The 24,997-nt window shown below is 45.1% G+C and carries 20 protein-coding genes, 4 tRNA genes, 3 rRNA genes, 2 pseudogenes and 1 riboswitch; of the genes and pseudogenes, 4 read left to right on the top strand and 25 right to left on the bottom strand.

The window, feature by feature from the left end; translation table 11 throughout:
• Positions 1-32 precede the first annotated feature (32 nt).
• The 4 genes from tatC to moaC are packed head-to-tail and all read right to left on the bottom strand — an operon-like array spanning position 33 to position 2,158.
• Entirely contained in the window at positions 33-800 is a 768-nt protein-coding gene (gene tatC, locus M1D98_RS03245; protein WP_456279999.1) for a twin-arginine translocase subunit TatC, read from the bottom strand.
• Positions 801-806: 6 nt separating this feature from the next.
• On the bottom strand, positions 807-980 hold the full coding sequence (gene tatAY / locus M1D98_RS03240; protein ID WP_003234072.1) for a sec-independent protein translocase protein TatAY: 174 nt from the start codon (positions 978-980) through the stop codon (positions 807-809).
• Between the two features lie 21 nt (positions 981-1,001).
• Positions 1,002-1,649, bottom strand: a complete 648-nt coding sequence (locus M1D98_RS03235) for a redox-sensing transcriptional repressor Rex (protein ID WP_039076047.1) — start codon at positions 1,647-1,649, stop codon at positions 1,002-1,004.
• Entirely contained in the window at positions 1,646-2,158 is a 513-nt protein-coding gene (gene moaC / locus M1D98_RS03230; protein ID WP_456279998.1) for a cyclic pyranopterin monophosphate synthase MoaC, read from the bottom strand. The genes M1D98_RS03235 and moaC overlap by 4 nt, the downstream gene beginning before the upstream one ends.
• A 125-nt stretch (positions 2,159-2,283) precedes the next feature.
• Between moaC and M1D98_RS03225 the strand changes: the two genes are divergently transcribed.
• On the top strand, positions 2,284-4,212 hold the full coding sequence (locus M1D98_RS03225; protein WP_121642012.1) for an ABC transporter ATP-binding protein: 1,929 nt from the start codon (positions 2,284-2,286) through the stop codon (positions 4,210-4,212).
• A 226-nt stretch (positions 4,213-4,438) separates the two neighbouring features.
• Here M1D98_RS03225 and tsaD read toward each other — a convergent pair whose 3' ends face one another.
• The 20 genes from tsaD to M1D98_RS03125 form a co-directional block, all read right to left on the bottom strand.
• On the bottom strand, positions 4,439-5,479 hold the full coding sequence (gene tsaD / locus M1D98_RS03220) for a tRNA (adenosine(37)-N6)-threonylcarbamoyltransferase complex transferase subunit TsaD (protein WP_121642011.1): 1,041 nt from the start codon (positions 5,477-5,479) through the stop codon (positions 4,439-4,441).
• Positions 5,472-5,927: a ribosomal protein S18-alanine N-acetyltransferase gene (rimI, locus tag M1D98_RS03215; protein ID WP_039076043.1), complete on the bottom strand. Its 456-nt coding sequence runs from the start codon at positions 5,925-5,927 to the stop codon at positions 5,472-5,474. Before rimI ends, tsaD begins: the two co-directional genes overlap by 8 nt.
• 9 nt (positions 5,928-5,936) lie before the next feature.
• The gene (tsaB, locus tag M1D98_RS03210; protein WP_121642010.1) at positions 5,937-6,626 is read right to left on the bottom strand and encodes a tRNA (adenosine(37)-N6)-threonylcarbamoyltransferase complex dimerization subunit type 1 TsaB; all 690 of its coding nucleotides are present in this window, start codon (positions 6,624-6,626) and stop codon (positions 5,937-5,939) included.
• Positions 6,607-7,083 (bottom strand): tRNA (adenosine(37)-N6)-threonylcarbamoyltransferase complex ATPase subunit type 1 TsaE, encoded by a 477-nt coding sequence (gene tsaE, locus M1D98_RS03205; protein WP_039076042.1) that lies wholly within the window; start codon positions 7,081-7,083, stop codon positions 6,607-6,609. The genes tsaB and tsaE overlap by 20 nt, the downstream gene beginning before the upstream one ends.
• A 14-nt stretch (positions 7,084-7,097) precedes the next feature.
• Entirely contained in the window at positions 7,098-8,075 is a 978-nt protein-coding gene (thiL, locus tag M1D98_RS03200) for a thiamine-phosphate kinase (protein WP_435577094.1), read from the bottom strand.
• 182 nt (positions 8,076-8,257) lie between these two features.
• Positions 8,258-8,334, bottom strand: a tRNA-Asp gene (locus M1D98_RS03195).
• A 61-nt stretch (positions 8,335-8,395) separates the two neighbouring features.
• Positions 8,396-8,472: transfer RNA gene (locus tag M1D98_RS03190), tRNA-Met, on the bottom strand.
• A 22-nt stretch (positions 8,473-8,494) separates the two neighbouring features.
• Positions 8,495-8,610 (bottom strand): 5S ribosomal RNA (gene rrf / locus M1D98_RS03185).
• A 128-nt stretch (positions 8,611-8,738) separates the two neighbouring features.
• Positions 8,739-11,666 (bottom strand): 23S ribosomal RNA (locus M1D98_RS03180).
• A 232-nt stretch (positions 11,667-11,898) separates the two neighbouring features.
• Positions 11,899-13,448: ribosomal RNA gene (locus tag M1D98_RS03175) — 16S ribosomal RNA — on the bottom strand.
• Together the 16S, 23S and 5S rRNA genes with 4 tRNA genes alongside form the textbook arrangement of a ribosomal RNA operon.
• A gap of 156 nt (positions 13,449-13,604) precedes the next feature.
• Positions 13,605-13,678: transfer RNA gene (locus M1D98_RS03170), tRNA-Gly, on the bottom strand.
• Positions 13,679-13,692: 14 nt separating this feature from the next.
• Positions 13,693-13,769: transfer RNA gene (locus M1D98_RS03165), tRNA-Arg, on the bottom strand.
• A 391-nt stretch (positions 13,770-14,160) separates the two neighbouring features.
• Positions 14,161-15,249, bottom strand: coding sequence for a glycoside hydrolase family 26 protein (locus M1D98_RS03160; RefSeq protein ID WP_435577013.1), 1,089 nt, complete (start codon positions 15,247-15,249; stop codon positions 14,161-14,163).
• An 18-nt stretch (positions 15,250-15,267) separates the two neighbouring features.
• Positions 15,268-16,215, bottom strand: a complete 948-nt coding sequence (gene manA / locus M1D98_RS03155) for a mannose-6-phosphate isomerase, class I (protein WP_010331120.1) — start codon at positions 16,213-16,215, stop codon at positions 15,268-15,270.
• Positions 16,212-17,111, bottom strand: coding sequence for an ROK family protein (locus M1D98_RS03150; protein WP_435577012.1), 900 nt, complete (start codon positions 17,109-17,111; stop codon positions 16,212-16,214). Before M1D98_RS03150 ends, manA begins: the two co-directional genes overlap by 4 nt.
• A 28-nt stretch (positions 17,112-17,139) precedes the next feature.
• Positions 17,140-17,853: a transcriptional regulator GmuR gene (gmuR, locus tag M1D98_RS03145; protein WP_010331122.1), complete on the bottom strand. Its 714-nt coding sequence runs from the start codon at positions 17,851-17,853 to the stop codon at positions 17,140-17,142.
• 139 nt (positions 17,854-17,992) lie between these two features.
• Complete coding sequence (locus tag M1D98_RS03140) at positions 17,993-19,390, bottom strand: glycoside hydrolase family 1 protein (RefSeq protein WP_456279997.1); 1,398 nt, start codon at positions 19,388-19,390, stop codon at positions 17,993-17,995.
• A gap of 17 nt (positions 19,391-19,407) precedes the next feature.
• A complete protein-coding gene (gene celB, locus M1D98_RS03135) occupies positions 19,408-20,736 on the bottom strand; it encodes a PTS cellobiose transporter subunit IIC (RefSeq protein ID WP_121642005.1) in 1,329 nt (442 codons plus the stop codon).
• 18 nt (positions 20,737-20,754) lie between these two features.
• Complete coding sequence (locus M1D98_RS03130) at positions 20,755-21,087, bottom strand: PTS lactose/cellobiose transporter subunit IIA (RefSeq protein ID WP_010331125.1); 333 nt, start codon at positions 21,085-21,087, stop codon at positions 20,755-20,757.
• The gene (locus M1D98_RS03125) at positions 21,087-21,398 is read right to left on the bottom strand and encodes a PTS sugar transporter subunit IIB (protein WP_010331126.1); all 312 of its coding nucleotides are present in this window, start codon (positions 21,396-21,398) and stop codon (positions 21,087-21,089) included. Before M1D98_RS03125 ends, M1D98_RS03130 begins: the two co-directional genes overlap by 1 nt.
• A 178-nt stretch (positions 21,399-21,576) precedes the next feature.
• A riboswitch (purine riboswitch) is annotated at positions 21,577-21,676 on the top strand.
• Between the two features lie 54 nt (positions 21,677-21,730).
• On the opposite strand from M1D98_RS03125, the gene pbuE reads away from it, so the two are divergent.
• Entirely contained in the window at positions 21,731-22,897 is a 1,167-nt protein-coding gene (pbuE, locus tag M1D98_RS03120; protein WP_456279996.1) for a purine transporter PbuE, read from the top strand.
• A 14-nt stretch (positions 22,898-22,911) separates the two neighbouring features.
• Here pbuE and M1D98_RS03115 read toward each other — a convergent pair.
• Positions 22,912-23,530: pseudogene (locus M1D98_RS03115) on the bottom strand (YdhK family protein).
• Positions 23,531-23,788: 258 nt separating this feature from the next.
• On the opposite strand from M1D98_RS03115, the gene M1D98_RS03110 reads away from it, so the two are divergent.
• Together M1D98_RS03110 and M1D98_RS03105 are read left to right on the top strand one after the other, a co-directional pair.
• A complete protein-coding gene (locus tag M1D98_RS03110) occupies positions 23,789-24,268 on the top strand; it encodes a GNAT family N-acetyltransferase (protein WP_121642004.1) in 480 nt (159 codons plus the stop codon).
• Positions 24,269-24,286: 18 nt separating this feature from the next.
• Positions 24,287-24,774, top strand: a pseudogene (locus tag M1D98_RS03105) (DUF4944 domain-containing protein).
• Positions 24,775-24,997: the final 223 nt, after the last annotated feature.

Raw genomic sequence — 24,997 nt, 5'->3', positions numbered from 1 at the left:
CCGAATCCATTTCTCACATGAGAAATGGATTTTTATGATTGCCCTGAAGACACGTCCTGATCGGCACCACTGCTTTGCTGTGCTTTCCGATAAGCGGCCCTCGATATCAAAATACTGATTTCATATAAGATCAACAGCGGAACAGTGACCATCATATGAGACAAAAGCTCAGGAGGCGTAATCAAGGCAGCAATCACAAGCAGCACAAAATACGCATACTTTCTGACTTTCGCTAAGAACATCGGAGTCACAATTCCAAGCCTGGTCAAAAACATGAGGATGACCGGCATTTGAAACAATAAGCCGAACGGAATTGTCAGCTGCAGGAGAAAGTGAAAATACTCATTAATTCCGATCACCTGATTGACATTCAAGTCTTGAGAGATTCGCTTCATAAAATCAACCACAAAAGGAAATAAAATATAATATGAAAAGGATAAGCCCGCTAAAAACAGCAAAACAGAGATTGGAATGTAGCTGAGCGTCACTTTTCGCTCTTTCTCATAGAGGCCCGGGCTCACAAAAGCCCAAAGCTGATACAGAATCACCGGCGAGGTCAGGACAATTCCGATGATAAACGCGAATTGCATAAACACAAAAAGCGGGTCTGTCAGATTAAACGCGTTAAGCGTCAGCTCTTTCGCCTCATTTGTTTCTTGCAGATATACAATAATCGGCTTCGCTAAAAAAAATCCCGCGATAAAGAAAACGACAAAGGCCAACGCCACAACCAGCAATCGTTTTCGAAGCTCAGCAATATGCTCCAGCAGCGACATTTGATTCACTTTCATTCTTGTCATCCTTACTTACTGATCTTCTTTCTTTTTTTCCTCTTCATCACTCGTTAATCCTTTAGTAGCGTTTTTGAATTCACGAAGTGTGTCTCCAGCTGCTTTCCCCAGTTCAGGCAGCTTTTTGGGACCGAAGATAATCAAAGCAACGATTGCGATAACAGCAAGGCTTCCAGGACCGATCGGCATATGTGGGCTCCTCCTTTCCCTCTATTCGATTTCCTCCAAAACTGAATAATGCTTTAAGAAATAAACAAGTGACTGAAGCTCTACAGCTAAATCTATATGATGAATTCGAATGTGTTCCGGCACATTCAAACGGGCCGGCGTAAAATTAAGAATTCCCTTTATCCCTAACGCGACTAATCTGTCTGTAATGGGCTGAGCGGCAACTGCTGGCACTGTTAGAATGGCAACTGATTCATCTTTTACATACTGTTCAAGGTCATTAAGATTATAGACGGGCACACCGCCTACCTCAGTTCCTATTTTACTCTCATTTATATCAAAAGCCATAGAAATTTTTGTGTTATTATTTTTTGTGAAATTATAGTGAAGAAATGCCGTTCCCAAGTTCCCGACACCAATCAAGATGACATCTGTCATTTCATCCTGATCAAGCGTTTTGCGGAAAAAAGACAGCAAATAATCCACGTTATATCCATATCCTTTTTTGCCAAGAGCTCCAAAATAGGAAAAATCCCTGCGAATCGTGGCGGAATCAACCTTTACGGCATCACTGAGTTCAGCGGAAGATACACGCTGTTTTCCTGACGCATGCAGGTTCTTTAAAAAGCGATAGTAGAGCGGCAGCCGTTTTGCCGTCGCCTGCGGAATTTTTGATTGATCCTTATTCATTTTTGGTCCTCCACATTATACTCAGATAGTTCTCTTTTAAAGTCACCGTTTTTCCCGCCTGTCTTTTCAAGCAAGAAAGTAGGGCCGATGACCATCCCTTTATCAAGAGCCTTGCACATATCGTAAACAGTAAGAGCGCACACCGATGCAGAAGTGAGCGCTTCCATTTCCACACCTGTACTCCCTTTCGTTTTGACCTGTGCTTTTATATGAAGTATAACTTCTGTTTCTTTTATTTTCCAGTCAAACGATATATCTACCCCGCTCAGTGATAGCGGATGGCACATCGGAATGATATTGGACGTTTGCTTTGCGGCCATAATGCCTGCCACCTGCGAAACAGCCAATACATCTCCTTTACCGATATCGTGACTTTGTATTTTCTCGTACACTTCATGCTTCATGTGTACGCTTGAAACAGCCGCCGCAGTACGGACAGTCGAAGATTTTTCGCTGATATCCACCATCTGGGCTCGTCCCTGTTCATTAAAATGAGAAAATTCATTCATATTCAAACTCTCCTTAAAAAGATCATACACTATTTTCTTCTCTATGTCTTATTCGGCCAATGTATTGTTTGCTGACTTCTGATTGATAAGCTACACTTAACTTATTATAGCAGAGGTGAAATAATATGATGATCTTACAAGTTAATCAGCTGTCCAAATCATTTGGTGCTGATACTATTTTAAACAATATAAAGCTGGAAGTCAGAAATCGTGATCGCATTGCCATTGTTGGTCGAAATGGCGCGGGTAAATCCACGCTGCTTAAAATTATCGCAGGCCAGCTATCGTATGAAAAGGGCGAAATCATTAAACCGAAAGATATGACAATGGGATATCTCGCCCAGCATACGGGCTTGGATTCTAAGCTTACCATAAAAGAAGAGCTGCTGACTGTTTTTGACCACTTGAAAGCAATGGAAAAAGAAATGCGGACGATGGAAGAAAAAATGGCGGCAGCTGATCCGGATGAATTGGAAAGCATTATGAAAACCTATGACCGGCTTCAGCAGGAATTCAAAGATAAAGGCGGCTATCAATATGAAGCGGATGTCAGATCTGTGCTGCACGGCCTTGGTTTCAGCCATTTTGACGATTCTACACAGGTCCAAAGCCTGAGCGGAGGCCAGAAAACAAGGCTGGCCCTAGGTAAGCTTCTATTAACACAGCCCGATTTGCTCATTCTCGATGAGCCGACAAACCATCTGGATATTGACACACTAACCTGGCTTGAACATTATTTGCAAGGCTATTCAGGCGCCATTATGATCGTTTCGCATGACCGCTACTTTTTGGACAAAGTGGTAAACCAAGTGTACGAGGTATCAAGAGCTGAAAGCAAAAAATATCACGGCAACTACAGCGCTTATCTCGACCAAAAAGCCGCGCAATATGAAAAAGATCTGAAAGTATATGAAAAGCAGCAGGACGAAATCGCAAAGCTCCAAGACTTCGTAGACCGAAATCTGGCGAGAGCCTCTACCACAAAACGAGCGCAAAGCCGCAGAAAGCAGCTTGAGCGAATGGACGTCATGTCAAAACCGCTCGGCGATGAAAAATCTGCAAGCTTTCATTTTGATATTACAAAACAGAGCGGAAACGAAGTCTTGCGTGTTCAGGATCTCACAATCAGCTATGAAAACCAGCCCCCGCTTTTAACGGAAGTGTCGTTCATGCTCACAAGAGGAGAAAGCGCTGCGCTTGTCGGCCCTAACGGAATCGGTAAGTCGACATTGCTGAAAACATTAATGGACACCCTGAAGCCAGATCAAGGAGCGATCTCATATGGCTCGAATGTCAGTGTCGGCTACTATGACCAGGAGCAGGCTGAGCTGACTTCCGCTAAACGTGTCCTTGATGAACTGTGGGATGAGTATCCGGGGCTTCCGGAGAAAGAAATCAGAACTTGTCTCGGAAACTTCTTGTTTTCCGGAGATGATGTATTGAAACCCGTGCATTCATTAAGCGGGGGCGAAAAAGCAAGATTGGCCCTTGCTAAGCTGATGCTTCAAAAAGCGAATTTTCTCATTCTTGATGAACCGACAAACCATCTGGACTTAGATAGCAAAGAAGTCCTCGAAAACGCGCTGATTGATTATCCAGGCACACTGTTATTTGTCTCACATGACAGATATTTTATTAACAGAATCGCCACAAGAGTGTTTGAGCTTTCCTCAAACCATATAGAAGAGTATCTGGGAGATTACGATTATTATACGGAGAAAAAAACAGAACAGCTTGAACTGGAAAAAATGAATCAGCAAGAGGAAGCCGAGAAAACGCCTGCTGCGATAAAGTCTGACTCCAAACGTTCCTACGAAGAAGAAAAAGAATGGAAAAAGAAAGAACGACAACGGCTGCGGCGAATTGAAGAAATTGAAACCGCTGTTCAAACCATTGAAGAAAACATCAGCCGCAATGATGAATTGCTATGTGATCCGGAAGTCTATCAAGACCATGAAAAGGTACAAGCCATCCATGCTGACAACGAAAAGCTCAATCAGGAGCTGGAAACTCTTTTATCCGAATGGGAAGAACTATCCACAGAAGAAGATTAAAAAAAGTCAAGCACCTCTTTTTAGAGGTGCTTTTTATCCACAGAAAATAACCTTATACAACAAATAAGTAAGCGTTTTATACACATTATCCACAAAATTTTCTGAATTCATCCACTTTATTAACAATGTCCTCAATCCTTTATCCAACGATACCTTCATAATTACTAACAGATATGTGGATAAATTGAGAATTATCTGTTAATAACAAATAAAAAGCCTCACTCCATTATGTCGTGAGACTTTGATAAGAAGTCAATTCAAGGCCAGGTTGGCCATTCATATCATATGCACCGCGAATTCCCTTCTCAAATGCAATAGTGCCAGCCGCAGCAATCATCGCAGCATTGTCCGTACACAATGCCAACGGAGGAATGACAAGCGCAATCCCTTCATGCTGTGCAAATTCTTTTTCTAGTGCAGCTCTGAGTCCTCTGTTTGCAGCTACTCCACCGGCTAAAAGGACCTGTTTCACATCATATTCCTTTGCCGCACGCGCCGTTTTCGTCACTAAGACATCAATCACGCTATTTTGGAAACTGGCAGACAAATCTTCCGGAGAAATCTCCTGCCCTTTTTGGGACGCATTATGAAGCGTATTGATCACCGCGGACTTCAACCCGCTGAAGCTGAAATTGTATGAGCCTTCTTCGAGCCATGCGCGAGGAAGCGGAATATTGTCATTTCCTTTTTCAGCAAGCTTGTCAATTTGCGGTCCGCCCGGATATGGCAGTCCCATCGTTCGCGCCACTTTGTCATAAGCTTCTCCTGCTGCATCATCGAGCGTTTCCCCAATGACGTCAAATGATCCGTGTTCCTTCATATAAACCAATTCTGTATGGCCTCCTGAAACGACTAAAGCCAGTGCTGGAAATACGATGTCTTCTACAAGGCGATTCGCGTATATATGACCGGCTATATGATGGACGCCAATTAACGGAATGTTATGCGCAAAGCTCAATGCTTTAGCAGCGTTTACTCCGATAAGAAGCGCTCCCACAAGTCCCGGACCTTCAGTAACTGCAATCGCGTCAATTTCACTATACGTCATGTCAGCTTTACGAAAAGCCTCTTCTATGACCAAAGTAATTTGCTCAACATGATGTCTTGACGCAATTTCCGGAACAACGCCTCCAAAGCGCTTATGGCTATCAATTTGAGAAGCCACTACGTTCGAAATGATTTCTTTTCCGTTTTTTACGATAGCTGCCGCCGTTTCATCACAGCTTGTTTCAATTCCTAATACGTACGTCTCTTTTTGCTCACTCATTTATCGTCACCCACATAATTAACGCATCTTCCCCGTTATCAGTATAATAGTTCTTTCTTATTCCGCCGGGCTGCATCCCGAACTTTTTATATAAGCCTTGAGCAGGATGATTCGAAACCCTCACTTCAAGCGAAAGCCTCCTTGCATCTTTTTCTTTGCACAGTTCCACCGCTGAGCGAAAAAGCGTTTCTCCTAAAGACTGGCCTCGATACTCCGGCTTGATCGCGATATTTGTAATTTGGGCATCGTCCATCACAATCCAAATTCCGCAATACCCAGCAACATGGCCGTCCTTTTCAATCACGAGATAATGAGCATACGGATTTTCCAGCAGCTCATGATAAAAAGAATCCTTCGTCCAAGGAGACGTAAAGGAGGATGTTTCGATTTCGTATACGTGATCAATATCATCAGGCCGCATGATTCTGACGGCTGCTTTTGTTTTCATCCTATCACCCTACTTTTGACTTTCAATCCATTTCGCTTCCGCTTCTGCCAGCCGCAAGTAATCCGGGACAAGCCGGTGAACGTCCTCTGCTTCCTTTTCCGCACCTAGAAAAGCCAATTCTGAAGGACGCGGATTTTGCTGAGCCGAAGCGCCAATGACCCCTTTAATTCCAAGCACATCCTCTATCATCTGCTTATGAATAGAAGTATCATGACCTAAAAACAAAACAGGGCGATCCTTTTCTTTTAGCATCTCCAGCCATTCGGCCAGCATCACATTTTGATCTGGAACCACTTGCTCCAAAAGCCCGTTTTTATATTCATACAGACCTGTATACACCTGTCCACGTCTGGCATCAAAGATAGGGCTGATCAAACCGTCAAAATGCCGTCCATTTGCCGCGAGCGTCTCAAGGCTTGATACAGCAGCAATCGGAATGTGTAAAGACCAGGCAAGGGTTTTGGCGAGCGTCACACCAATTCTGACTCCTGTGTATGAACCAGGGCCTTTTGCAACAACAATTTTAGAAAGATCCTGCGGTGTCATATCACAATCATTCAGTAATGAATGAACAGCAGGCATTGCTCTGACAGAGTGGTTCTTTTTCAAATATGTCATGTGTTCTGCTATGACGGTGTCTTCTCGAAGCAGCGCAATGCCCAACGTATAATTTGATGTGTCAATTGCTAATATTGTCATGTCTACTTATCTCCTCACAAAGCATTTCATACCGATCCCCGACAGCAGTAAAGGTTATTTCCCGCTCTTCATCACCAGCTCTTTTGATGACAATTTGCAGTCGCTCCTGCGGCAGCTGTTCTTCAATTAAATGAGCCCATTCAACGAGACAGACACCTTGTCCGTGAAAATATTCATCAAGCCCCAAATCTTCACTTTCATCTTCCATTCTATACACATCCATATGATAAAGAGGAAGTGTGCCATCGTTATATTCTTTTATAATTGTAAAAGTCGGACTGTTTACAACACGTGTAATTCCAAGTCCTTTTGCAAAACCTTTCGTAAAAGTTGTTTTTCCGGCTCCTAAATCGCCCTCTAATGTCAGGACGTCTCCCGGTTTAGCAAACGATGCCGTCAGCTTGGCAATCGCTTTTGTTTCTTCAGGATTTACAGTTCTCCACTTTAATTGCTTCACACGAGTCACCCATCTTATTTAAAATGATTATATCCTTTTTTTTCTAAGATCACTGATGTTTTATCTGTTTTTAGGATCACATTGGATTCTGTTTTTTCTATGACATGACCAATCTTTGTAATGGGCAGTTGACGTGTTTCACACTCTTGCTTCAACGCTTCCCATTCCTCCTTTGAAACCGTTCCTGTCAGCTCAAAATCCTCCCCGCCAAATAAAGCCCATTCTTTCCAGTGAGGATGGAGCTTAGGCAAGTCAGAATGGACTGGAAGCATACGTTCATCAATTTCAATTGAAACACAGCTGGCTTCCGCAATCTCATGTAATTCGCTAGCTAATCCGTCACTGATATCATTTAAAGCCGCACGCTGAACATTCGAGCATAATTTGCCGATGTTTACTCTCGGCTGAGGCCGTTTATGCCTGTTGATAAAGTAACTGGCTTCAATCACTGCGTTTTGGGGATCAGTCTCTTCTGACAACAAAGAAAGTCCTGCTGCAGAAGAACCGATTTCACCGGTTACAAACACAATATCGTTGGGTCTTGCCAAGCTGCGCAAACATGCCTGTCCCTTTTCAACTTCCCCGATTACAGTGACTGTAACAACTAATTTGTCAGAGGTAGAGACTGTATCGCCGCCAATTAGATCCATATGATATAGTTTCGCCAGTTCATTCATTCCTTCATACATTGCCTTGATTTCAGATTCCGTCCATTTCGAAGGTACCGCAAGTGATACCAAATAAAATTTAGGAATGCCGCCCATCGCGGCAATATCACTTATATTAACGGCTAATGCCTTATATCCGACATCTTTAGGTGAGGAATAGTGTAATTTGAAATGTATATCTTCCACCATAGTATCAACACAAACAATTTCCTGAACGCCGTGTTTCGCAGTGTAGAGCGCTGCATCATCACCAATTCCTACATCAACGGAAGAGTGGTGAATGGTCCGCGGAGTAATGCTATGTATTAAATCAAATTCATCCATGAACCAAAACCCCCTTTCAACCTGCTTATGCCTATATGTACTCTTCTTAGTGTATCGAATTTTGCTGTAATATCCAAGATGTTGCCGATATAAAAGAAAGCTTGGCTATGACACCAAGCAGAAGCTACCGTAAAAGAAAACACAAAAAAAAACGAAAACATGATCGTTTCGTTTACAAAAAATGGCGGTCCGGACGGGACTCGAACCCGCGACCTCCTGCGTGACAGGCAGGCATTCTAACCAACTGAACTACCGGACCATATTAAAATGAATTATTTTGGTTGCACCCTTCGGGCACTCCTTATTTTATTCATATATTTTGGTTGCGGGGGCAGGATTTGAACCTGCGACCTTCGGGTTATGAGCCCGACGAGCTACCGAACTGCTCCACCCCGCGATGATAATAATTTATGGTACAAGCTTGGCGGCGTCCTACTCTCACAGGGGGAAACCCCCGACTACCATCGGCGCTGAAGAGCTTAACTTCCGTGTTCGGCATGGGAACGGGTGTGACCTCTTCGCTATCGCCACCAAACAAATGCCTTCAGGATGAAGGTACTGGGCGTTTCTCACAGGATGTGAGAGCCCTTAGCGGAGTTTCTTTCCACCTTTTAGAGAGATGTTCTCTCAAAACTAGATAACAGATGTGACATCAATCAAAATGTGGTTAAGTCCTCGATCGATTAGTATCTGTCAGCTCCATGTGTCGCCACACTTCCACCTCAGACCTATCAACCTGATCATCTTTCAGGGATCTTACTTCCTTGCGGAATGGGAAATCTCATCTTGAGGGGGGCTTCATGCTTAGATGCTTTCAGCACTTATCCCGTCCGCACATAGCTACCCAGCGATGCCCTTGGCAGAACAACTGGTACACCAGCGGTGCGTCCATCCCGGTCCTCTCGTACTAAGGACAGCTCCTCTCAAATTTCCTGCGCCCGCGACGGATAGGGACCGAACTGTCTCACGACGTTCTGAACCCAGCTCGCGTACCGCTTTAATGGGCGAACAGCCCAACCCTTGGGACCGACTACAGCCCCAGGATGCGATGAGCCGACATCGAGGTGCCAAACCTCCCCGTCGATGTGGACTCTTGGGGGAGATAAGCCTGTTATCCCCGGGGTAGCTTTTATCCGTTGAGCGATGGCCCTTCCATGCGGAACCACCGGATCACTAAGCCCGACTTTCGTCCCTGCTCGACTTGTAGGTCTCGCAGTCAAGCTCCCTTGTGCCTTTACACTCTGCGAATGATTTCCAACCATTCTGAGGGAACCTTTGGGCGCCTCCGTTACCTTTTAGGAGGCGACCGCCCCAGTCAAACTGCCCACCTGACACTGTCTCCCCGCCCGATAAGGGCGGCGGGTTAGAAGGTCAATACAGCCAGGGTAGTATCCCACCGATGCCTCCACCGAAGCTGGCGCTCCGGTTTCCAAGGCTCCTACCTATCCTGTACAAGCTGTACCAACATTCAATATCAGGCTGCAGTAAAGCTCCACGGGGTCTTTCCGTCCTGTCGCGGGTAACCTGCATCTTCACAGGTACTATAATTTCACCGAGTCTCTCGTTGAGACAGTGCCCAGATCGTTGCGCCTTTCGTGCGGGTCGGAACTTACCCGACAAGGAATTTCGCTACCTTAGGACCGTTATAGTTACGGCCGCCGTTTACTGGGGCTTCAATTCGCACCTTCGCTTACGCTAAGCGCTCCTCTTAACCTTCCAGCACCGGGCAGGCGTCAGCCCCTATACTTCGCCTTACGGCTTCGCAGAGACCTGTGTTTTTGCTAAACAGTCGCCTGGGCCTATTCACTGCGGCTCTCTCGGGCTTGCACCCTAACAGAGCACCCCTTCTCCCGAAGTTACGGGGTCATTTTGCCGAGTTCCTTAACGAGAGTTCTCTCGATCACCTTAGGATTCTCTCCTCGCCTACCTGTGTCGGTTTGCGGTACGGGCACCTCTCACCTCGCTAGAGGCTTTTCTTGGCAGTGTGGAATCAGGAACTTCGCTACTATATTTCGCTCGCCATCACAGCTCAGCCTTATGGGAAACGGATTTGCCTATTTCCCAGCCTAACTGCTTGGACGCGGATATCCAATACCGCGCTTACCCTATCCTCCTGCGTCCCCCCATTGCTCAAATGGTGAGGAGGTGGTACAGGAATATCAACCTGTTGTCCATCGCCTACGCCTTTCGGCCTCGGCTTAGGTCCCGACTAACCCTGAGCGGACGAGCCTTCCTCAGGAAACCTTAGGCATTCGGTGGAGGGGATTCTCACCCCTCTTTCGCTACTCATACCGGCATTCTCACTTCTAAGCGCTCCACCAGTCCTTCCGGTCTGGCTTCACAGCCCTTAGAACGCTCTCCTACCACTGTTCGAAGAACAGTCCGCAGCTTCGGTGATACGTTTAGCCCCGGTACATTTTCGGCGCAGAGTCACTCGACCAGTGAGCTATTACGCACTCTTTAAATGGTGGCTGCTTCTAAGCCAACATCCTGGTTGTCTAAGCAACTCCACATCCTTTTCCACTTAACGTATACTTTGGGACCTTAGCTGGCGGTCTGGGCTGTTTCCCTTTCGACTACGGATCTTATCACTCGCAGTCTGACTCCCAAGGATAAGTCATTGGCATTCGGAGTTTGACTGAATTCGGTAACCCGGTAGGGGCCCCTAGTCCAATCAGTGCTCTACCTCCAAGACTCTTACCTTGAGGCTAGCCCTAAAGCTATTTCGGAGAGAACCAGCTATCTCCAGGTTCGATTGGCATTTCACCCCTACCCACACCTCATCCCCGCACTTTTCAACGTGCGTGGGTTCGGGCCTCCATTCAGTGTTACCTGAACTTCACCCTGGACATGGGTAGATCACCTGGTTTCGGGTCTACGACCACGTACTCATGCGCCCTATTCAGACTCGCTTTCGCTGCGGCTCCGCATCTTCTGCTTAACCTTGCACGGGATCGTAACTCGCCGGTTCATTCTACAAAAGGCACGCCATCACCCGTTAACGGGCTCTGACTACTTGTAGGCACACGGTTTCAGGATCTCTTTCACTCCCCTTCCGGGGTGCTTTTCACCTTTCCCTCACGGTACTGGTTCACTATCGGTCACTAGGGAGTATTTAGCCTTGGGAGATGGTCCTCCCGGATTCCGACGGAATTTCACGTGTTCCGCCGTACTCAGGATCCACTCAGGAGAGAACGAAGTTTTGACTACAGGGCTGTTACCTCCTATGGCGGGCCTTTCCAGACCTCTTCATCTACCTCGTTCCTTTGTAACTCCGTACAGAGTGTCCTACAACCCCAAGAGGCAAGCCTCTTGGTTTGGGCTAATCCCGTTTCGCTCGCCGCTACTCAGGGAATCGCATTTGCTTTCTCTTCCTCCGGGTACTTAGATGTTTCAGTTCCCCGGGTCTGCCTTCTCATATCCTATGAATTCAGATATGGATACCACTCCATTACGAGTGGTGGGTTTCCCCATTCGGAAATCTCCGGATCAAAGCTTGCTTACAGCTCCCCGAAGCATATCGGTGTTCGTCCCGTCCTTCATCGGCTCCTAGTGCCAAGGCATCCACCGTGCGCCCTTTCTAACTTAACCGTTAAAAAGAATCACTATGTGATATCTTGTCTTACTAATTGAATGTGATGTCTACTGTTATCTAGTTTTCAAAGAACAACGCATAGGACATGCTAACACATGCGTTGCCACACGATGTGGCGCATTTAGCAGGTGCTCCTATGTCTGAAGGAATGATCCTTCAAAACTAAACAAGACAGGGAACGTTCTGTTTATAAGACCCAAGGTCTTATATTCCGTAATATATCCTTAGAAAGGAGGTGATCCAGCCGCACCTTCCGATACGGCTACCTTGTTACGACTTCACCCCAATCATCTGTCCCACCTTCGGCGGCTGGCTCCTAAAAGGTTACCTCACCGACTTCGGGTGTTACAAACTCTCGTGGTGTGACGGGCGGTGTGTACAAGGCCCGGGAACGTATTCACCGCGGCATGCTGATCCGCGATTACTAGCGATTCCAGCTTCACGCAGTCGAGTTGCAGACTGCGATCCGAACTGAGAACAGATTTGTGGGATTGGCTTAACCTCGCGGTTTCGCTGCCCTTTGTTCTGTCCATTGTAGCACGTGTGTAGCCCAGGTCATAAGGGGCATGATGATTTGACGTCATCCCCACCTTCCTCCGGTTTGTCACCGGCAGTCACCTTAGAGTGCCCAACTGAATGCTGGCAACTAAGATCAAGGGTTGCGCTCGTTGCGGGACTTAACCCAACATCTCACGACACGAGCTGACGACAACCATGCACCACCTGTCACTCTGCCCCCGAAGGGGACGTCCTATCTCTAGGATTGTCAGAGGATGTCAAGACCTGGTAAGGTTCTTCGCGTTGCTTCGAATTAAACCACATGCTCCACCGCTTGTGCGGGCCCCCGTCAATTCCTTTGAGTTTCAGTCTTGCGACCGTACTCCCCAGGCGGAGTGCTTAATGCGTTAGCTGCAGCACTAAGGGGCGGAAACCCCCTAACACTTAGCACTCATCGTTTACGGCGTGGACTACCAGGGTATCTAATCCTGTTCGCTCCCCACGCTTTCGCTCCTCAGCGTCAGTTACAGACCAGAGAGTCGCCTTCGCCACTGGTGTTCCTCCACATCTCTACGCATTTCACCGCTACACGTGGAATTCCACTCTCCTCTTCTGCACTCAAGTTCCCCAGTTTCCAATGACCCTCCCCGGTTGAGCCGGGGGCTTTCACATCAGACTTAAGAAACCGCCTGCGAGCCCTTTACGCCCAATAATTCCGGACAACGCTTGCCACCTACGTATTACCGCGGCTGCTGGCACGTAGTTAGCCGTGGCTTTCTGGTTAGGTACCGTCAAGGTGCCGCCCTATTTGAACGGCACTTGTTCTTCCCTAACAACAGAGCTTTACGATCCGAAAACCTTCATCACTCACGCGGCGTTGCTCCGTCAGACTTTCGTCCATTGCGGAAGATTCCCTACTGCTGCCTCCCGTAGGAGTCTGGGCCGTGTCTCAGTCCCAGTGTGGCCGATCACCCTCTCAGGTCGGCTACGCATCGTTGCCTTGGTGAGCCGTTACCTCACCAACTAGCTAATGCGCCGCGGGTCCATCTGTAAGTGGTAGCCGAAGCCACCTTTTATGTTTGAACCATGCGGTTCAAACAAGCATCCGGTATTAGCCCCGGTTTCCCGGAGTTATCCCAGTCTTACAGGCAGGTTACCCACGTGTTACTCACCCGTCCGCCGCTAACATCAGGGAGCAAGCTCCCATCTGTCCGCTCGACTTGCATGTATTAGGCACGCCGCCAGCGTTCGTCCTGAGCCAGGATCAAACTCTCCATAAAGTAATGGAGCGCAGATTAAGTTCGTCACATCCTGTGACAACATCTGCATGACCTGCATCGTGCAGGCCCCTGACTACGCACATCGCTGTGCGATTTATAAAAAATGAATTAACAGGTACGTTTTGTCTTGTTTAGTTTTCAAAGATCATTCAATAATGGAGCGGGTGATGAGAATCGAACTCACGACATCAGCTTGGAAGGCTGAGGTTTTACCACTAAACTACACCCGCGTGGTATTTTATAATGGCGCGCCCGAGAGGAGTCGAACCCCTAACCTTTTGATCCGTAGTCAAACGCTCTATCCAATTGAGCTACGGGCGCTTATCAAACGACTTAACTATCATACTATCATTTGATGTTGAAGTCAAGAAGTTTTTTAAAAACGTTTTTTTGGCAATCGAACCTTTTTTCAATTCGACTTTTCTTATTATACACGTTTTTGAAAACTTGTAAACACCTTTGAAAAACTTTTTTGTTTTTCGTGTTGTTGTGTGCTGTTCATCAGCGACGTTTAATAATATACCATGTGTATTTTATTAGGTCAACACCTTTTGTATATTTTTTTATTTTATTCTCTCACGTTTTTTCAATGTATACTTTATCGCATCGTACACATACCATTAAACATAAACGAGTAGCGATATGATTGCCTGATCGGGGTATGAAGATGCCCATGAAATTCATGAGCACCTTCTTAATGTGCACTTCCTATTCATTCAACAATAGGCGTTAAAGAATCACCGCTCCATATCTCTCCCTTATTAAGTGTCCAGCTGTCGTTATATAAAGCTGAAGCGCCCTTGTTTGCACTCGGGCTCCACTCATCATTCCAAGCCAGAAAGTAAATGGTTTTAGGATATTTTTGTTTTATTGCATTGATCAACAAGCTGTAATCAAAGCTGCCGTTTGCAATTTGCGGGCCGACTTCAGTAAAGGCAAATGGTTTATTAAGCGCTATTAGCTGGTCGTATCCGTTAATCGAATAGGCATCTTGGAAATATGCATCTAACCCGACAATATCTACATAAGACGCACCCGGGTAGAAATCGGTTTTAAAATCCCGGTTGGCGTCGGGAGAGTAAACCCAAAGCAAATGATCAAGACCTCTTGTCTCGGTCATATAATGATAGATTTTTTTATAGAGCTGTTTATAGAGGGAAACTCTTTCTTGATCCTTTTGATTATATGATGTAAGTCCCCACCAAAACCATTCACCGTTCATTTCATGCAGCGGCCTGAACAGAACAGGCACGCCTTCATTCTCCAGTTCTTGAAGTCCGTCAGCAATTTTGCTGAGCATGACATTCAGCCGCTTCCCTTCCGCTGTTGAAGAATCTAATATGTTTTTGTACTGATCGTTTGTGATCGGTGTTTTAAAATGCCCTGACTGAAAAGCAGGATTCGCCAGATGCAAACTGATTTGCGGGATTCCTCCGCTTTTCCAATATGATAGCAGCTCGCTGTTACAGCTGACATCAATCGAATCTTCAATCGTTGCTGTTTCAAGCCATCCTCTTGCATAATCACAGCCATAAATAGCAGGTGATTGTCCTGCTGCACTTCGGATTCTATCAGCCTCAGCCATAGAAAATGTGTCATGGCTATAGCCCCCAAACGCTCCGGAAAGGACTCTGTTTTCTGTTCGATTAGGCAGATGAGCAAGCCAATTCATCACTGCTTTTGTGGTCTGCTGTGCATGAGGGTTCACAGGATACACAGTATGCGCTTCAATTGGTCTTGCCAGAACAGCAGACGCAAGTAAAACGATCATGAGCAGACAGATCGTATGTTTCTTAAACAATTGCAACTCCTCCATTCATTAAGGATGAGATATTATCATTTCACATGTTCCTTCTATTGAAAACTCGCCAAAATGCGCTGGCAAAATAAAGTGTGCGCCTGTATTGCACTCGTACTGAATATCATTCATGACAATTCGTCCTGATCCCTTCAGGACACTCCCCAGCAAATAAGCTTGATAAGAAGGAAAAACAGCTCGGCCTTTAATCCTCCATTTGTATACGGAGAAATCATCCGTTTGTACATAAACGGTGATTTGGGCATTACCGACTTCTTCGACTGCCGGTGTATGGATTGTATCGGTATGCGGTATCGTTATGACTTCCATGGCTTTTTCTATATGAAGCGTTCTTTTTTGGCCTTTATCATCGCAGCGGTCATAATCGTAAACGCGATACGTTGTATCAGAGTTTTGCTGAATTTCAAGGACAAGTGTTCCCTCACATAAAGCGTGGAGCGTACCGCTTGGGACATAAAAAAAATCTCCCGGCTTGATTTTGAGGCGCCTCAACAGTCCGTTCCAATCGCCGCTTTCCATTCTCCGTTTAAACTCTTCCTTTGTACTTGCGTGGTGGCCCAAAATCAGTTCGGCGTCATCTTTGCAATCAATAATATACCAGCACTCCGTTTTCCCGAGATCGCCGTTTTCATGCATTATTGCATAATCATCGTCAGGATGGACTTGCACGGAAAGATCCATATTGGCGTCCAGAAGCTTTACAAGCAGCGGAAACACCTTTCCATCTGAAAAACCGAAAATCTCCGGATGATCCTGCCACACTTGGTCAAGTGTCTTTCCTGCCAGCGGGCCGTTTTTAACAGCCGATGAGCCATTGGCATGTGCAGAAACGGCCCAGCACTCACCTGTTTTTTCCGAGGGGATCGCGTAGCCGAAAACGTCACGAAGCTTTGTTCCTCCCCATAATCTTTCTTTAAAGACAGGCTCCAAAAATAAAGGGTGCTTCATGATTGCACCTCCCCGGCTGAAAATGCTTCCTGTAAGGCCTGAGCCGCTAAAACAAACGTGCCGATGATCCCGGCGTTACTGCCCAAATATGGAGGTGCAATATATCCACTTACACTTTCAGATAATTCAGAAAAATAAAAGTATCCGTTCATGATTTTCGGCACATATTCATAAATATAAGAAAACACTTGCTGCTGATTCATGACCCCGCCGCCAAGAATGACTTTTTCAGGCGCAAGGATCAAAATATATTGAACCAGCGCTTGGGCAATATAGTATCCTTCCAGTTCCCAGACTTGGGTTATATCTGATAAATCAGCAGCTTTTTTCCCCCAGCGCGCTTCAATGGCGGGACCGGATGCCAAGCCTTCAAAGCAATCCTTATGATACGGGCAAATCCCTTGGTATACATCATCCGGGTGCCTCCGGATATAAATATGGCCCATCTCTGGGTGTGACAGCCCCTGAAGGAGCCGGCCCTCTACAATTGCGCCCGCCCCAATGCCAGTGCCAATCGTAATATACAGGCAGCTGTTGAGACCCCTTGCTTCACCAAAAAGGAATTCACCCAGCGCCGCAGCATTGACATCCGTACTAAAACCGACTGGGATGTTCATTTCATTCTTAACGGTTTGCAAAAAGGGGTAGTGTCTCCAGCCGTCTTTCGGCGTGGCCCTAATGGTTCCGTATGTTTCACTGGTTTTATTGGTATCAACGGGACCAAAGGAGCCGATGCCGATGGCCTGTAATGAGAATGGGCGAAAATATTGAAACACTTTCTCTAATGTTTCATCCGGCATCGTTGTCGGAATCTCTACTCGGTCGATGATCGTTCCATCTTCTTTGCCGACGGCACAAACAAATTTTGTGCCGCCTGCTTCAATACCGCCAAGCATACAGATGGCCTCCTTGTTGTCTTTGCGATCAGCGCCGTATGTTTACCGAAGTGACGACAAACTTGTCATGCCGATGACGCGAAAAGGAATACTCAAATGGAATGCCGTTATCTAAGAAGCCCACATGTTCGACTTCGAGAATTGGATCATCTTGTTTACAGCCCAGATGCTCCTGGTCAATATGATCAGATTTACAGGCCCTGATTTTCCGATGCGATCCGGCGATTTTCAGCTGCAGCCCGTTTGTGATGTGGTTGTAGACCGAATCATGAAGGACATCATCATTAATGCCCGGTATTAAATGAGTCGGCATATATGTTTTTTCCAATACATAGGGCTCTCCCTCTACTATCCGCAGCCGTACGACATAATAAACCGGGGTTTTCTGATCAATGGACAAATGAGCGGCCACTTCCTCTGTGGGAAATTGCACTTCGAACTGAATGACCTTGCTTTTAATTTCCTTATCTTTCAGCAAGTTGGTCAATCCAAGGATTTCATTGCTGACCACATGGACATGGTCATCCTGTATCGCTGATTGAATAATAAACGTGCCATGGCCTCGTTTTCTGAACAGAAGCCCTTCAGCAACCAAATTATCCAAGGCTCTTTTCATCGTCATGCGGCTTGAGTTGAACTCTTTTGCAAGAGATACTTCATCAGGAATCGGCTGATCGATCGGATAGACGTTATTTTTGATTCTATTTCTCATTTCATTTGCGATGATTTCGTATTTATTCATTGGTATCCTCCGGCAGCTATTAGAGTTTGATATCACATAAGCTATTACGGATATCATAAGTTCTTTTCCCTGTTTCATCAATGTTGCGGCTTTGCTGTGAACTCTCATCATCATGATGATTGCCGGAAGATCTGTAAATCTAGAAACCGTTTTGCTCAGCAATCTTTTTGAACCATTTTCCGCTCTTTTTGACGGTCCTTTCTCCGTCTTTCTCGAGATTGACTGATACAAATCCATATCTGTTTTTATAGGCATTTGTCCAAGACCAGTTGTCCATGAACGTCCATAAGTGATAGCCTTTTACGTTTGATCCTTCCTGTATGGCACGGTGAATCCATTTGAGGTGCTCTTTTATAAACTCGATCCGGTAATCATCTTGAATGATGCCTTGTTCGTCCCTGAAGCGTTCCTCACCTTCGACTCCCATGCCGTTTTCCGATATAAAGCACTCAATGTTCCCGTAGTTTTCTTTTAAATTGATCAAAATATCATAAACGCCTTTTTCGTAAATCTCCCATCCGCGATGAGGATTCATTTTGCGCCCTGGCATGACGTAAGGATCAAAATACCTGTCCGGCAAGAAAGGCGCATCGGGATTCGGAAGATGTTCTTTTGCTTTTACACGTCTCGGCTGGTAATAATTCACGCCCAACAGATCAACCGTATTGTGTTTGATCACCTCAAGATCTTCTTTCTTATAGTCGGGCACAAAGCCTTCGCTCTTTAAAATCTCAACCAGGCCTTTTGGGAATTCCCCTTTGACAGAAGGGTCTAAAAAGGATCTGTTAAAAAATGCGTCCGCTATTTCCCCCGCTTTGACGTCGGTCGGATGGCTGCTTCTCGGGTATGAAGGGGTCAAATTTAAGATAATCCCAATTTTTCCGTCCTGCTTCATTTCCCTGTAAGCCTGAATGGCACGGGCACTTGATAGCATCGTATGAAACCCGACCTGGACAGCCTCTTTAAAATCGACCTTGTTTGGATAATGAAAATCATATAAGTATCCGCCTTCTACAGGAACGATTGGTTCATTATGCGTGAACCATTTTTTCACCCGGTCGCCAAACAAACGGAAGCTTGACTTCGCATAGTTTTCATAGGCGTCAACGGTTTCTCTGTTTGCCCAGCCGCCATTTTTTTGAAGTTCCATCGGCATATCGAAATGAAACAAATTGACAAAAGGCTCTATTCCGTTAGCGATCAGCTCATCGATAACTCCCGCATAGAAATCTGCAGCTTCGGCGTTGATTTCGCCTGTTCCGTCCGGTATTAAACGCGACCAGGAAATTGACATCCGGAACGAGTTGTGGCCAAGCTCCTTCATCAGCCTGATATCTTCTTTATAATGATCGTAAAATTGAGATGTCGTTGCAGGTCCGACACGGTTAAAAAAACGATGTGGTTCTTTTTCAAACCAATAATCCCATATATTCTGCCCTTTTCCGTCTCTATCGGCGGCACCCTCTGTTTGTGTTGCTGAAGCGGATGAGCCCCACCAAAAATCATGTGGAAAACGATATTGTTTTGTTTGTGCCAAGTCTCTCTCCCCTTATGTCACATTTTGATGCTGTTATCATTTTGCTGGGCAGCTGTTTCCTGTACAGCCTGTTCTTTTTCTTTTGCAAGATGTAATTTATCCATTGCTTTTAGGAACGGAAACCAAATCACGAAGACAATCAGCAGATTGACAAGCTGCATCACGCCCCCCATAATCGAGTTCGTTGCCATGATGCCATTAATGAATAATGGAACCGTCCACGGGACCGTAACACCAGTCGGAGGCGGAACGAGCCCGGCTGACATGGCCAGATAGGTGACGAGCGTAACAACCATCGGCGCCAAAACCCAAGGCACAATAATGATCGGATTCATAACAATCGGAAGCCCGAATATAATCGGTTCGTTTACATTAAAAATACCGGGAGCCAGGCCGAGTTTTGATACTTGCTTCATCTGCCTGCTTTTCATGAATATGAGTATGGTAAAGACGATCGCAAGCGTCATCCCGGTTCCGCCCATCCCTACTGTATAAATCTCCATAAACGGTTTTGAAATAATATGAGGGATTTCTTTTCCCGCCGTGTAAGCAGAAAGGTTTTCTACCTGCAGTGTATTCCAAATCGGGTCCATCACAGAATTAATAATGATCTGTCCGTGCAGGCCGAAAAACCAAAGGATTTGAATGAAAAACACAGCAATCAACGTCGGAATGATACCGCTTCCAAGTCCGACAAGCGGAGCCTGAATCGCGTGATAAATGACGTCGTGCATATTTGTTTTAAAAAGCTGAGTCACCAGAACGTTAATCAGCAAAAACACGGTCAAGGTAATAAAGGCCGGAATAAGTGCGGCGAATGATTTTGCTACTGCAGGCGGAACACCGGCAGGCATTTTGATCGTCAGGTTTTTTTGAACGATTCTTCTGTAGATTTCGGCAGAAAGAAAAGCCGTAATCATGCCCAGAAACATCCCTTTTGCACCGAGACGGTCGACCGGGATAACCCCTGTCATGGCATCTCCTGTTTCCGGCTGAACGATGAATGGCGTTAAAAGCAAAAAGGAAACTAAAGCGATCGCGCCCCCGAAGACGGCTTCGACCTGATAGCTTTTTGACAGGTAATAGCCTATCCCGAATACGACAAAGACAGACATAATGCCCATAGTCGCCGTGGAGGCAATGCCGAATTGAGACTGAAACGATGTAAGCATTGAGGCATTCATGATTTTGTTTAAAAACGGCAGGTTCGTCAAGACCACAAAAATGGACCCGAATATCGTCAGCGGGAAGGCCAGCATAAACGCGTCTCGCAGCACTTGCAAATAGCGGTTATTGTTTAACCTCCCTGCAATTGGAACAAGGAATTGGCTGATTTTCTCGAACACCCTATCCACCCCGATTTTTTATAGATTCTTTGTTTGAAAGAGATCAAGCAGCTCTTTCACTAATTCTTTCATGGTCAATGTTGACATCAGGTGATCCTCCGCATGCATAAGCAGCAAGGAGAATGCTGCCGCGTCCCCGCCAGATTCTTTCTGTATCATTTGAAAGTGAATGTCATGGGCCGCGGATAAATCCTGATCAGCCTTTGTAATGAGGGCATCCGCCTCCTCCTTGTTCCCTTCCTTGTAGGCACGCAGTGATTGTATGATGGAGCTTCTGGCATTTCCGCTGTGCAGAATGAGCTGAAAACTGATTTGTTCGTCTGTTAAATCTGTGATTTTTATCTGCTCCATTATTGATTCTCCATTAATGACAATGCTTGCTCATACGCTTTTTTGCCATCTGCCATTCCATAGGCCATCATGTCAATGACTTCAACCCGAATGTTGTATTGATCCGCTTCTTTTTGCAGTTCGCTTTTCAGAAAGCTCATTTGCGGGCCGATCAATACCGCATCCGCTTTTTTCATGTCTTCTTTCGCTTTATCTTGCCCGACTGCCCAAATCTCCGCTTCCTCTCCGATGGATTGTGCGTATTCCTTCATTTTTGTCACCAATAGACTGGTTGACATTCCTGAACTGCACGCAAGTAATATTTTTTTCAACTGCTATCCCCCCTTATGATTAAAACGCTTACAAATGTTATTATAGGCATTTATTTTTAAATGTCTATACTTTTATAAAATAAATATAATCATATTCTCGTGCAGTTCACCGCTTTGCAAATTTTTCTATGGAAGATTCATTCATAATGTGATACACTCATCAACGGAAACGAATCAATTCAATATAGCTATTATCACTTGTATAACCTCAATAATATGGTTTGAGGGTGTCTACCAGGAACCGTAAAATCCTGATTACAAAATTTGTTTATGACATTTTTTGTAATCAGGATTTTTTTATTTGTCAAAACATTTAAGTAAAGGAGTTTGTTATGAATTTTAAAGTTTTCCTGCTTGCAGCTTCTACGATTGCAGTCGGATTGGTTGAGTTAATTGTGGGAGGAATTCTTCCTCAGATCGCAAATGATTTAGACATTTCCATTGTCTCAGCCGGGCAGCTGATCAGTGTGTTTGCGCTGGGATATGCAGTGTCAGGGCCGCTGCTTTTGGCATTGACTGCGAAGATTGAGCGCAAGCGTTTATATTTAATAGCCTTATTTGTTTTCTTCCTTAGCAATCTTGTCGCCTATTTTAGCCCTAACTTTGCGACGCTTATGGTATCACGGGTATTGGCTGCGATGAGTACAGGGCTGATTGTTGTGCTTTCCTTAACGATCGCTCCGAAAATTGTAGCGCCTGAATACAGAGCGCGCGCAATCGGCATTATTTTTATGGGATTCAGTTCCGCTATCGCATTAGGCGTGCCGCTCGGAATCTTAATCAGTGATTCCTTCGGCTGGCGCATTTTGTTCCTTGGCATTGGACTTTTGGCGCTAGTCTCCATGCTGATTATTTCAATCTTCTTTGAAAAGATACCGACGGAAAAAATTATACCTTTCCGAGAGCAGCTCAAGACGATTGGCAATTTGAAAATCGCGAGTTCACACCTTGTCACGATGTTTACTTTAGCCGGACACTACACGCTATACGCCTACTTTGCGCCGTTTTTAGAAGAAACTCTTCACCTGAGCTCTTTCTGGGTCAGCATTTGTTATTTCCTTTTCGGGATATCTGCTGTGTGTGGAGGTCCTTTCGGGGGGACGCTTTCTGACCGGCTTGGTTCGTTTAAGAGCATTTTGCTGGTGACCGGTTCCTTTGCCGTCATTATGTTCTTACTGCCGCTGTCAACATCGTCTTTGGTTTTCTTTTTGCCTGTCATGGTGATTTGGGGACTGCTGAGCTGGAGTCTCGCACCTGCTCAGCAAAGCTATTTAATTGAAATTGCGCCAGATTCGTCTGATATTCAGCAAAGCTTTAATACGTCTGCCCTTCAAGTCGGAATTGCACTTGGCTCAGCCATTGGTGGTATTGTATTGGATCAGACAGGTACTGTTGTCTCAACGGCCTGGTGCGGCGGATCGATTGTCATTATCGCTGTCCTGTTTGCCTTGATTTCTTTAACAAGACCTGTTCAGACAGCAAAAAAATCCTCCTTGTAACAGGAGGATTTTTTTTATGATTTAGCTGAAAGCTCATCTTCTGTGACCCATTTATGGTTTTTCACTTTTTCGCCGCTTGTTGTCGATGTATAGTCAACCATGTACACGGTTGTTTTTTCGGCGGATTCGATCTCTGCTGTTGCTCCCTTCATGCCTTTCATATGGGAAGCCTCTAAGATCACCTGATCTCCGGGTTTTAATGTTTTATCTCCCGCGTCTTTGAGCTCTTCTTGAATCACCCATTTGTGATGATCCACCCGCTGTCCCCCGTTTGTCGGAGTGTATGAGACCACATACGCCGTTGTGTCATAGGCACCGGTCACTGTAGCTTCGGCACCTTTCATGCCTTTCATATGGGAAGCATTGATAACTACCTGGCTGCCAACTTTGTATTTCGGATTCTTAGATTCCTGTAATCCCTCTGGCACGTCAGCTGATCCGGAATGTTCCATTTCTTCATGTGATGTCGAATCTGTTTGATTTTCGTGCGTGTTGTCTTTCGTACTATTGTTATTGCCGCAAGCTGATAAAACAAAAATAAGAGATAACATCAGAATTCCGAGTGCTTTTTTAGAGACTATCATGTTCATTCTCCTTTGCTTCATTTTTTGCTGTACTTTTGCCCTCAGACAATAAAATCGCATATCTGCAAGCAAACATGCTCCTTCAAGGATACTATACCCCCGAACGGTATGTAAATACACTAAACTTCTCATTATATGTTCCTTAGTTTGTCCTATTCCCATTGGTTTGCATAGATAAACATGAAAAAACCGCTGTACCTCTTTTTCCTTTTTGAGCAGCCTTTAGTAAATTACATTATTTTATACTTGTTAGTAATTGTATATATTAAAATTGCACATTCCAATTTCATAGAAAAGGAGGATTACAATGCGAATCATTTCAAATAATAAGTTAGAGAAACACAGAATAACCGATTTTTTTGCCAAGCAATGGGGTTCACCCGAAATGGTGATTTCCAGCGGCGTTTTTCGATGTGATGAATTAGATGGCTATGCCGCTTTAGATGAGGATGGCCAAATCATCGGTTTTATTACATACGTGATAGATGGAAAAGATTGTGAAATCATTTCATTAGATCGTATCATTGAAAAGAAAGGAATCGGCACAGCTTTACTGCAGCAGGTTGAAGAGACGGCTAAAATTGCCCATTGTCAACGAATAAAGCTTATCACAACAAATGATAATGTATATGCGATGGCGTTTTATCAAAAGAGAGGCTATCAATTCACCGCATTGTTTCCGAATGCAGTTGAAAAAGCGAGGCGACTCAAGCCGGAGATTCCTAAGAAAGCTGAAAACGGCATTTTAATTCGAGATGAAATTCTTTTTTCAAAGGTAATTGATTAAATGAATAGGAGTTGTTTTATGTCCAGTCATTATAAATACCCTCTCATTTTCACAGCATCTTTATTAGTGGCTTTCTGCTTGATCTTTTTTCCTATCACCTGTTTCATGATGTGCGATTGGAGTATCCGAACTGGCAGGGAGAAAGCAAAGATCGGAATTGGGAAGCAGTTTTCACAAAAAATGAAGATGCACCGAATGAATACAGCGGCAATCTTTATTGGATAGGCGATACGGCTCAAGCAGACCACACTTATGTCGAGTCACTGATTATGAAAAAAGATCATGAGGTTCTGTTACGTTCTCATACTGAAATCCCCATGCGCGATTATTCCGGCTGCACTTCCCGCGATGGAAGTGCAAAAGAGACATCCGTTTCTTTTTTAGAGCGGTTAGATGAACATGAGTTTGAAGGCCATGATATTACGGTTGAAGTGATATGGAAGCAAGGTGATCATGCTACTGCGAGTCAGTTTTCCCTTAATGAAAAGACCTTGTTTGATCATTAAATAAAAGCGGGGAATCTCATAGAGGTCCCTGCTTTCCGCTTGCAAATTGTCCGGTAAGTCTCTCTGCCCCCCCTTATCCCCGCAGGCATTCAGCCTGATCTTTTTATATGCTCGTCCTCACTCCGTCGGAAGGGCCTCATTGTCCGCGACTCTCTTATTCTTGTAAATCCAATCTTTAAAATCAATTCATATTCGCTTAACAATTTAAAAATATAATGAGGTT

Source organism: Bacillus sp. K7, assembly GCF_053903245.1.
The sequence above is the reverse complement of the archived record's forward strand: the minus strand, read 5'-3'. Positions and strand labels throughout refer to the sequence as shown.

What these genes read in the sequence shown, in the direction of transcription:
- tatC (WP_456279999.1), bottom strand. Translation starts at nt 800, where the DNA reads ATGACAAGAATGAAAGTGAATCAAATGTCGCTGCTGGAGCATATTGCT.
- tatAY (WP_003234072.1), bottom strand. Translation starts at nt 980, where the DNA reads ATGCCGATCGGTCCTGGAAGCCTTGCTGTTATCGCAATCGTTGCTTTG.
- M1D98_RS03235 (WP_039076047.1), bottom strand. Translation starts at nt 1,649, where the DNA reads ATGAATAAGGATCAATCAAAAATTCCGCAGGCGACGGCAAAACGGCTG.
- moaC (WP_456279998.1), bottom strand. Translation starts at nt 2,158, where the DNA reads ATGAATGAATTTTCTCATTTTAATGAACAGGGACGAGCCCAGATGGTG.
- M1D98_RS03225 (WP_121642012.1), top strand. Translation starts at nt 2,284, where the DNA reads ATGATGATCTTACAAGTTAATCAGCTGTCCAAATCATTTGGTGCTGAT.
- tsaD (WP_121642011.1), bottom strand. Translation starts at nt 5,479, where the DNA reads ATGAGTGAGCAAAAAGAGACGTACGTATTAGGAATTGAAACAAGCTGT.
- rimI (WP_039076043.1), bottom strand. Translation starts at nt 5,927, where the DNA reads ATGAAAACAAAAGCAGCCGTCAGAATCATGCGGCCTGATGATATTGAT.
- tsaB (WP_121642010.1), bottom strand. Translation starts at nt 6,626, where the DNA reads ATGACAATATTAGCAATTGACACATCAAATTATACGTTGGGCATTGCG.
- thiL (WP_435577094.1), bottom strand. Translation starts at nt 8,075, where the DNA reads ATGGATGAATTTGATTTAATACATAGCATTACTCCGCGGACCATTCAC.
- manA (WP_010331120.1), bottom strand. Translation starts at nt 16,215, where the DNA reads ATGAAGCACCCTTTATTTTTGGAGCCTGTCTTTAAAGAAAGATTATGG.
- M1D98_RS03150 (WP_435577012.1), bottom strand. Translation starts at nt 17,111, where the DNA reads ATGCTTGGCGGTATTGAAGCAGGCGGCACAAAATTTGTTTGTGCCGTC.
- gmuR (WP_010331122.1), bottom strand. Translation starts at nt 17,853, where the DNA reads ATGAATAAATACGAAATCATCGCAAATGAAATGAGAAATAGAATCAAA.
- M1D98_RS03130 (WP_010331125.1), bottom strand. Translation starts at nt 21,087, where the DNA reads ATGGAGCAGATAAAAATCACAGATTTAACAGACGAACAAATCAGTTTT.
- pbuE (WP_456279996.1), top strand. Translation starts at nt 21,731, where the DNA reads ATGAATTTTAAAGTTTTCCTGCTTGCAGCTTCTACGATTGCAGTCGGA.
- M1D98_RS03110 (WP_121642004.1), top strand. Translation starts at nt 23,789, where the DNA reads ATGCGAATCATTTCAAATAATAAGTTAGAGAAACACAGAATAACCGAT.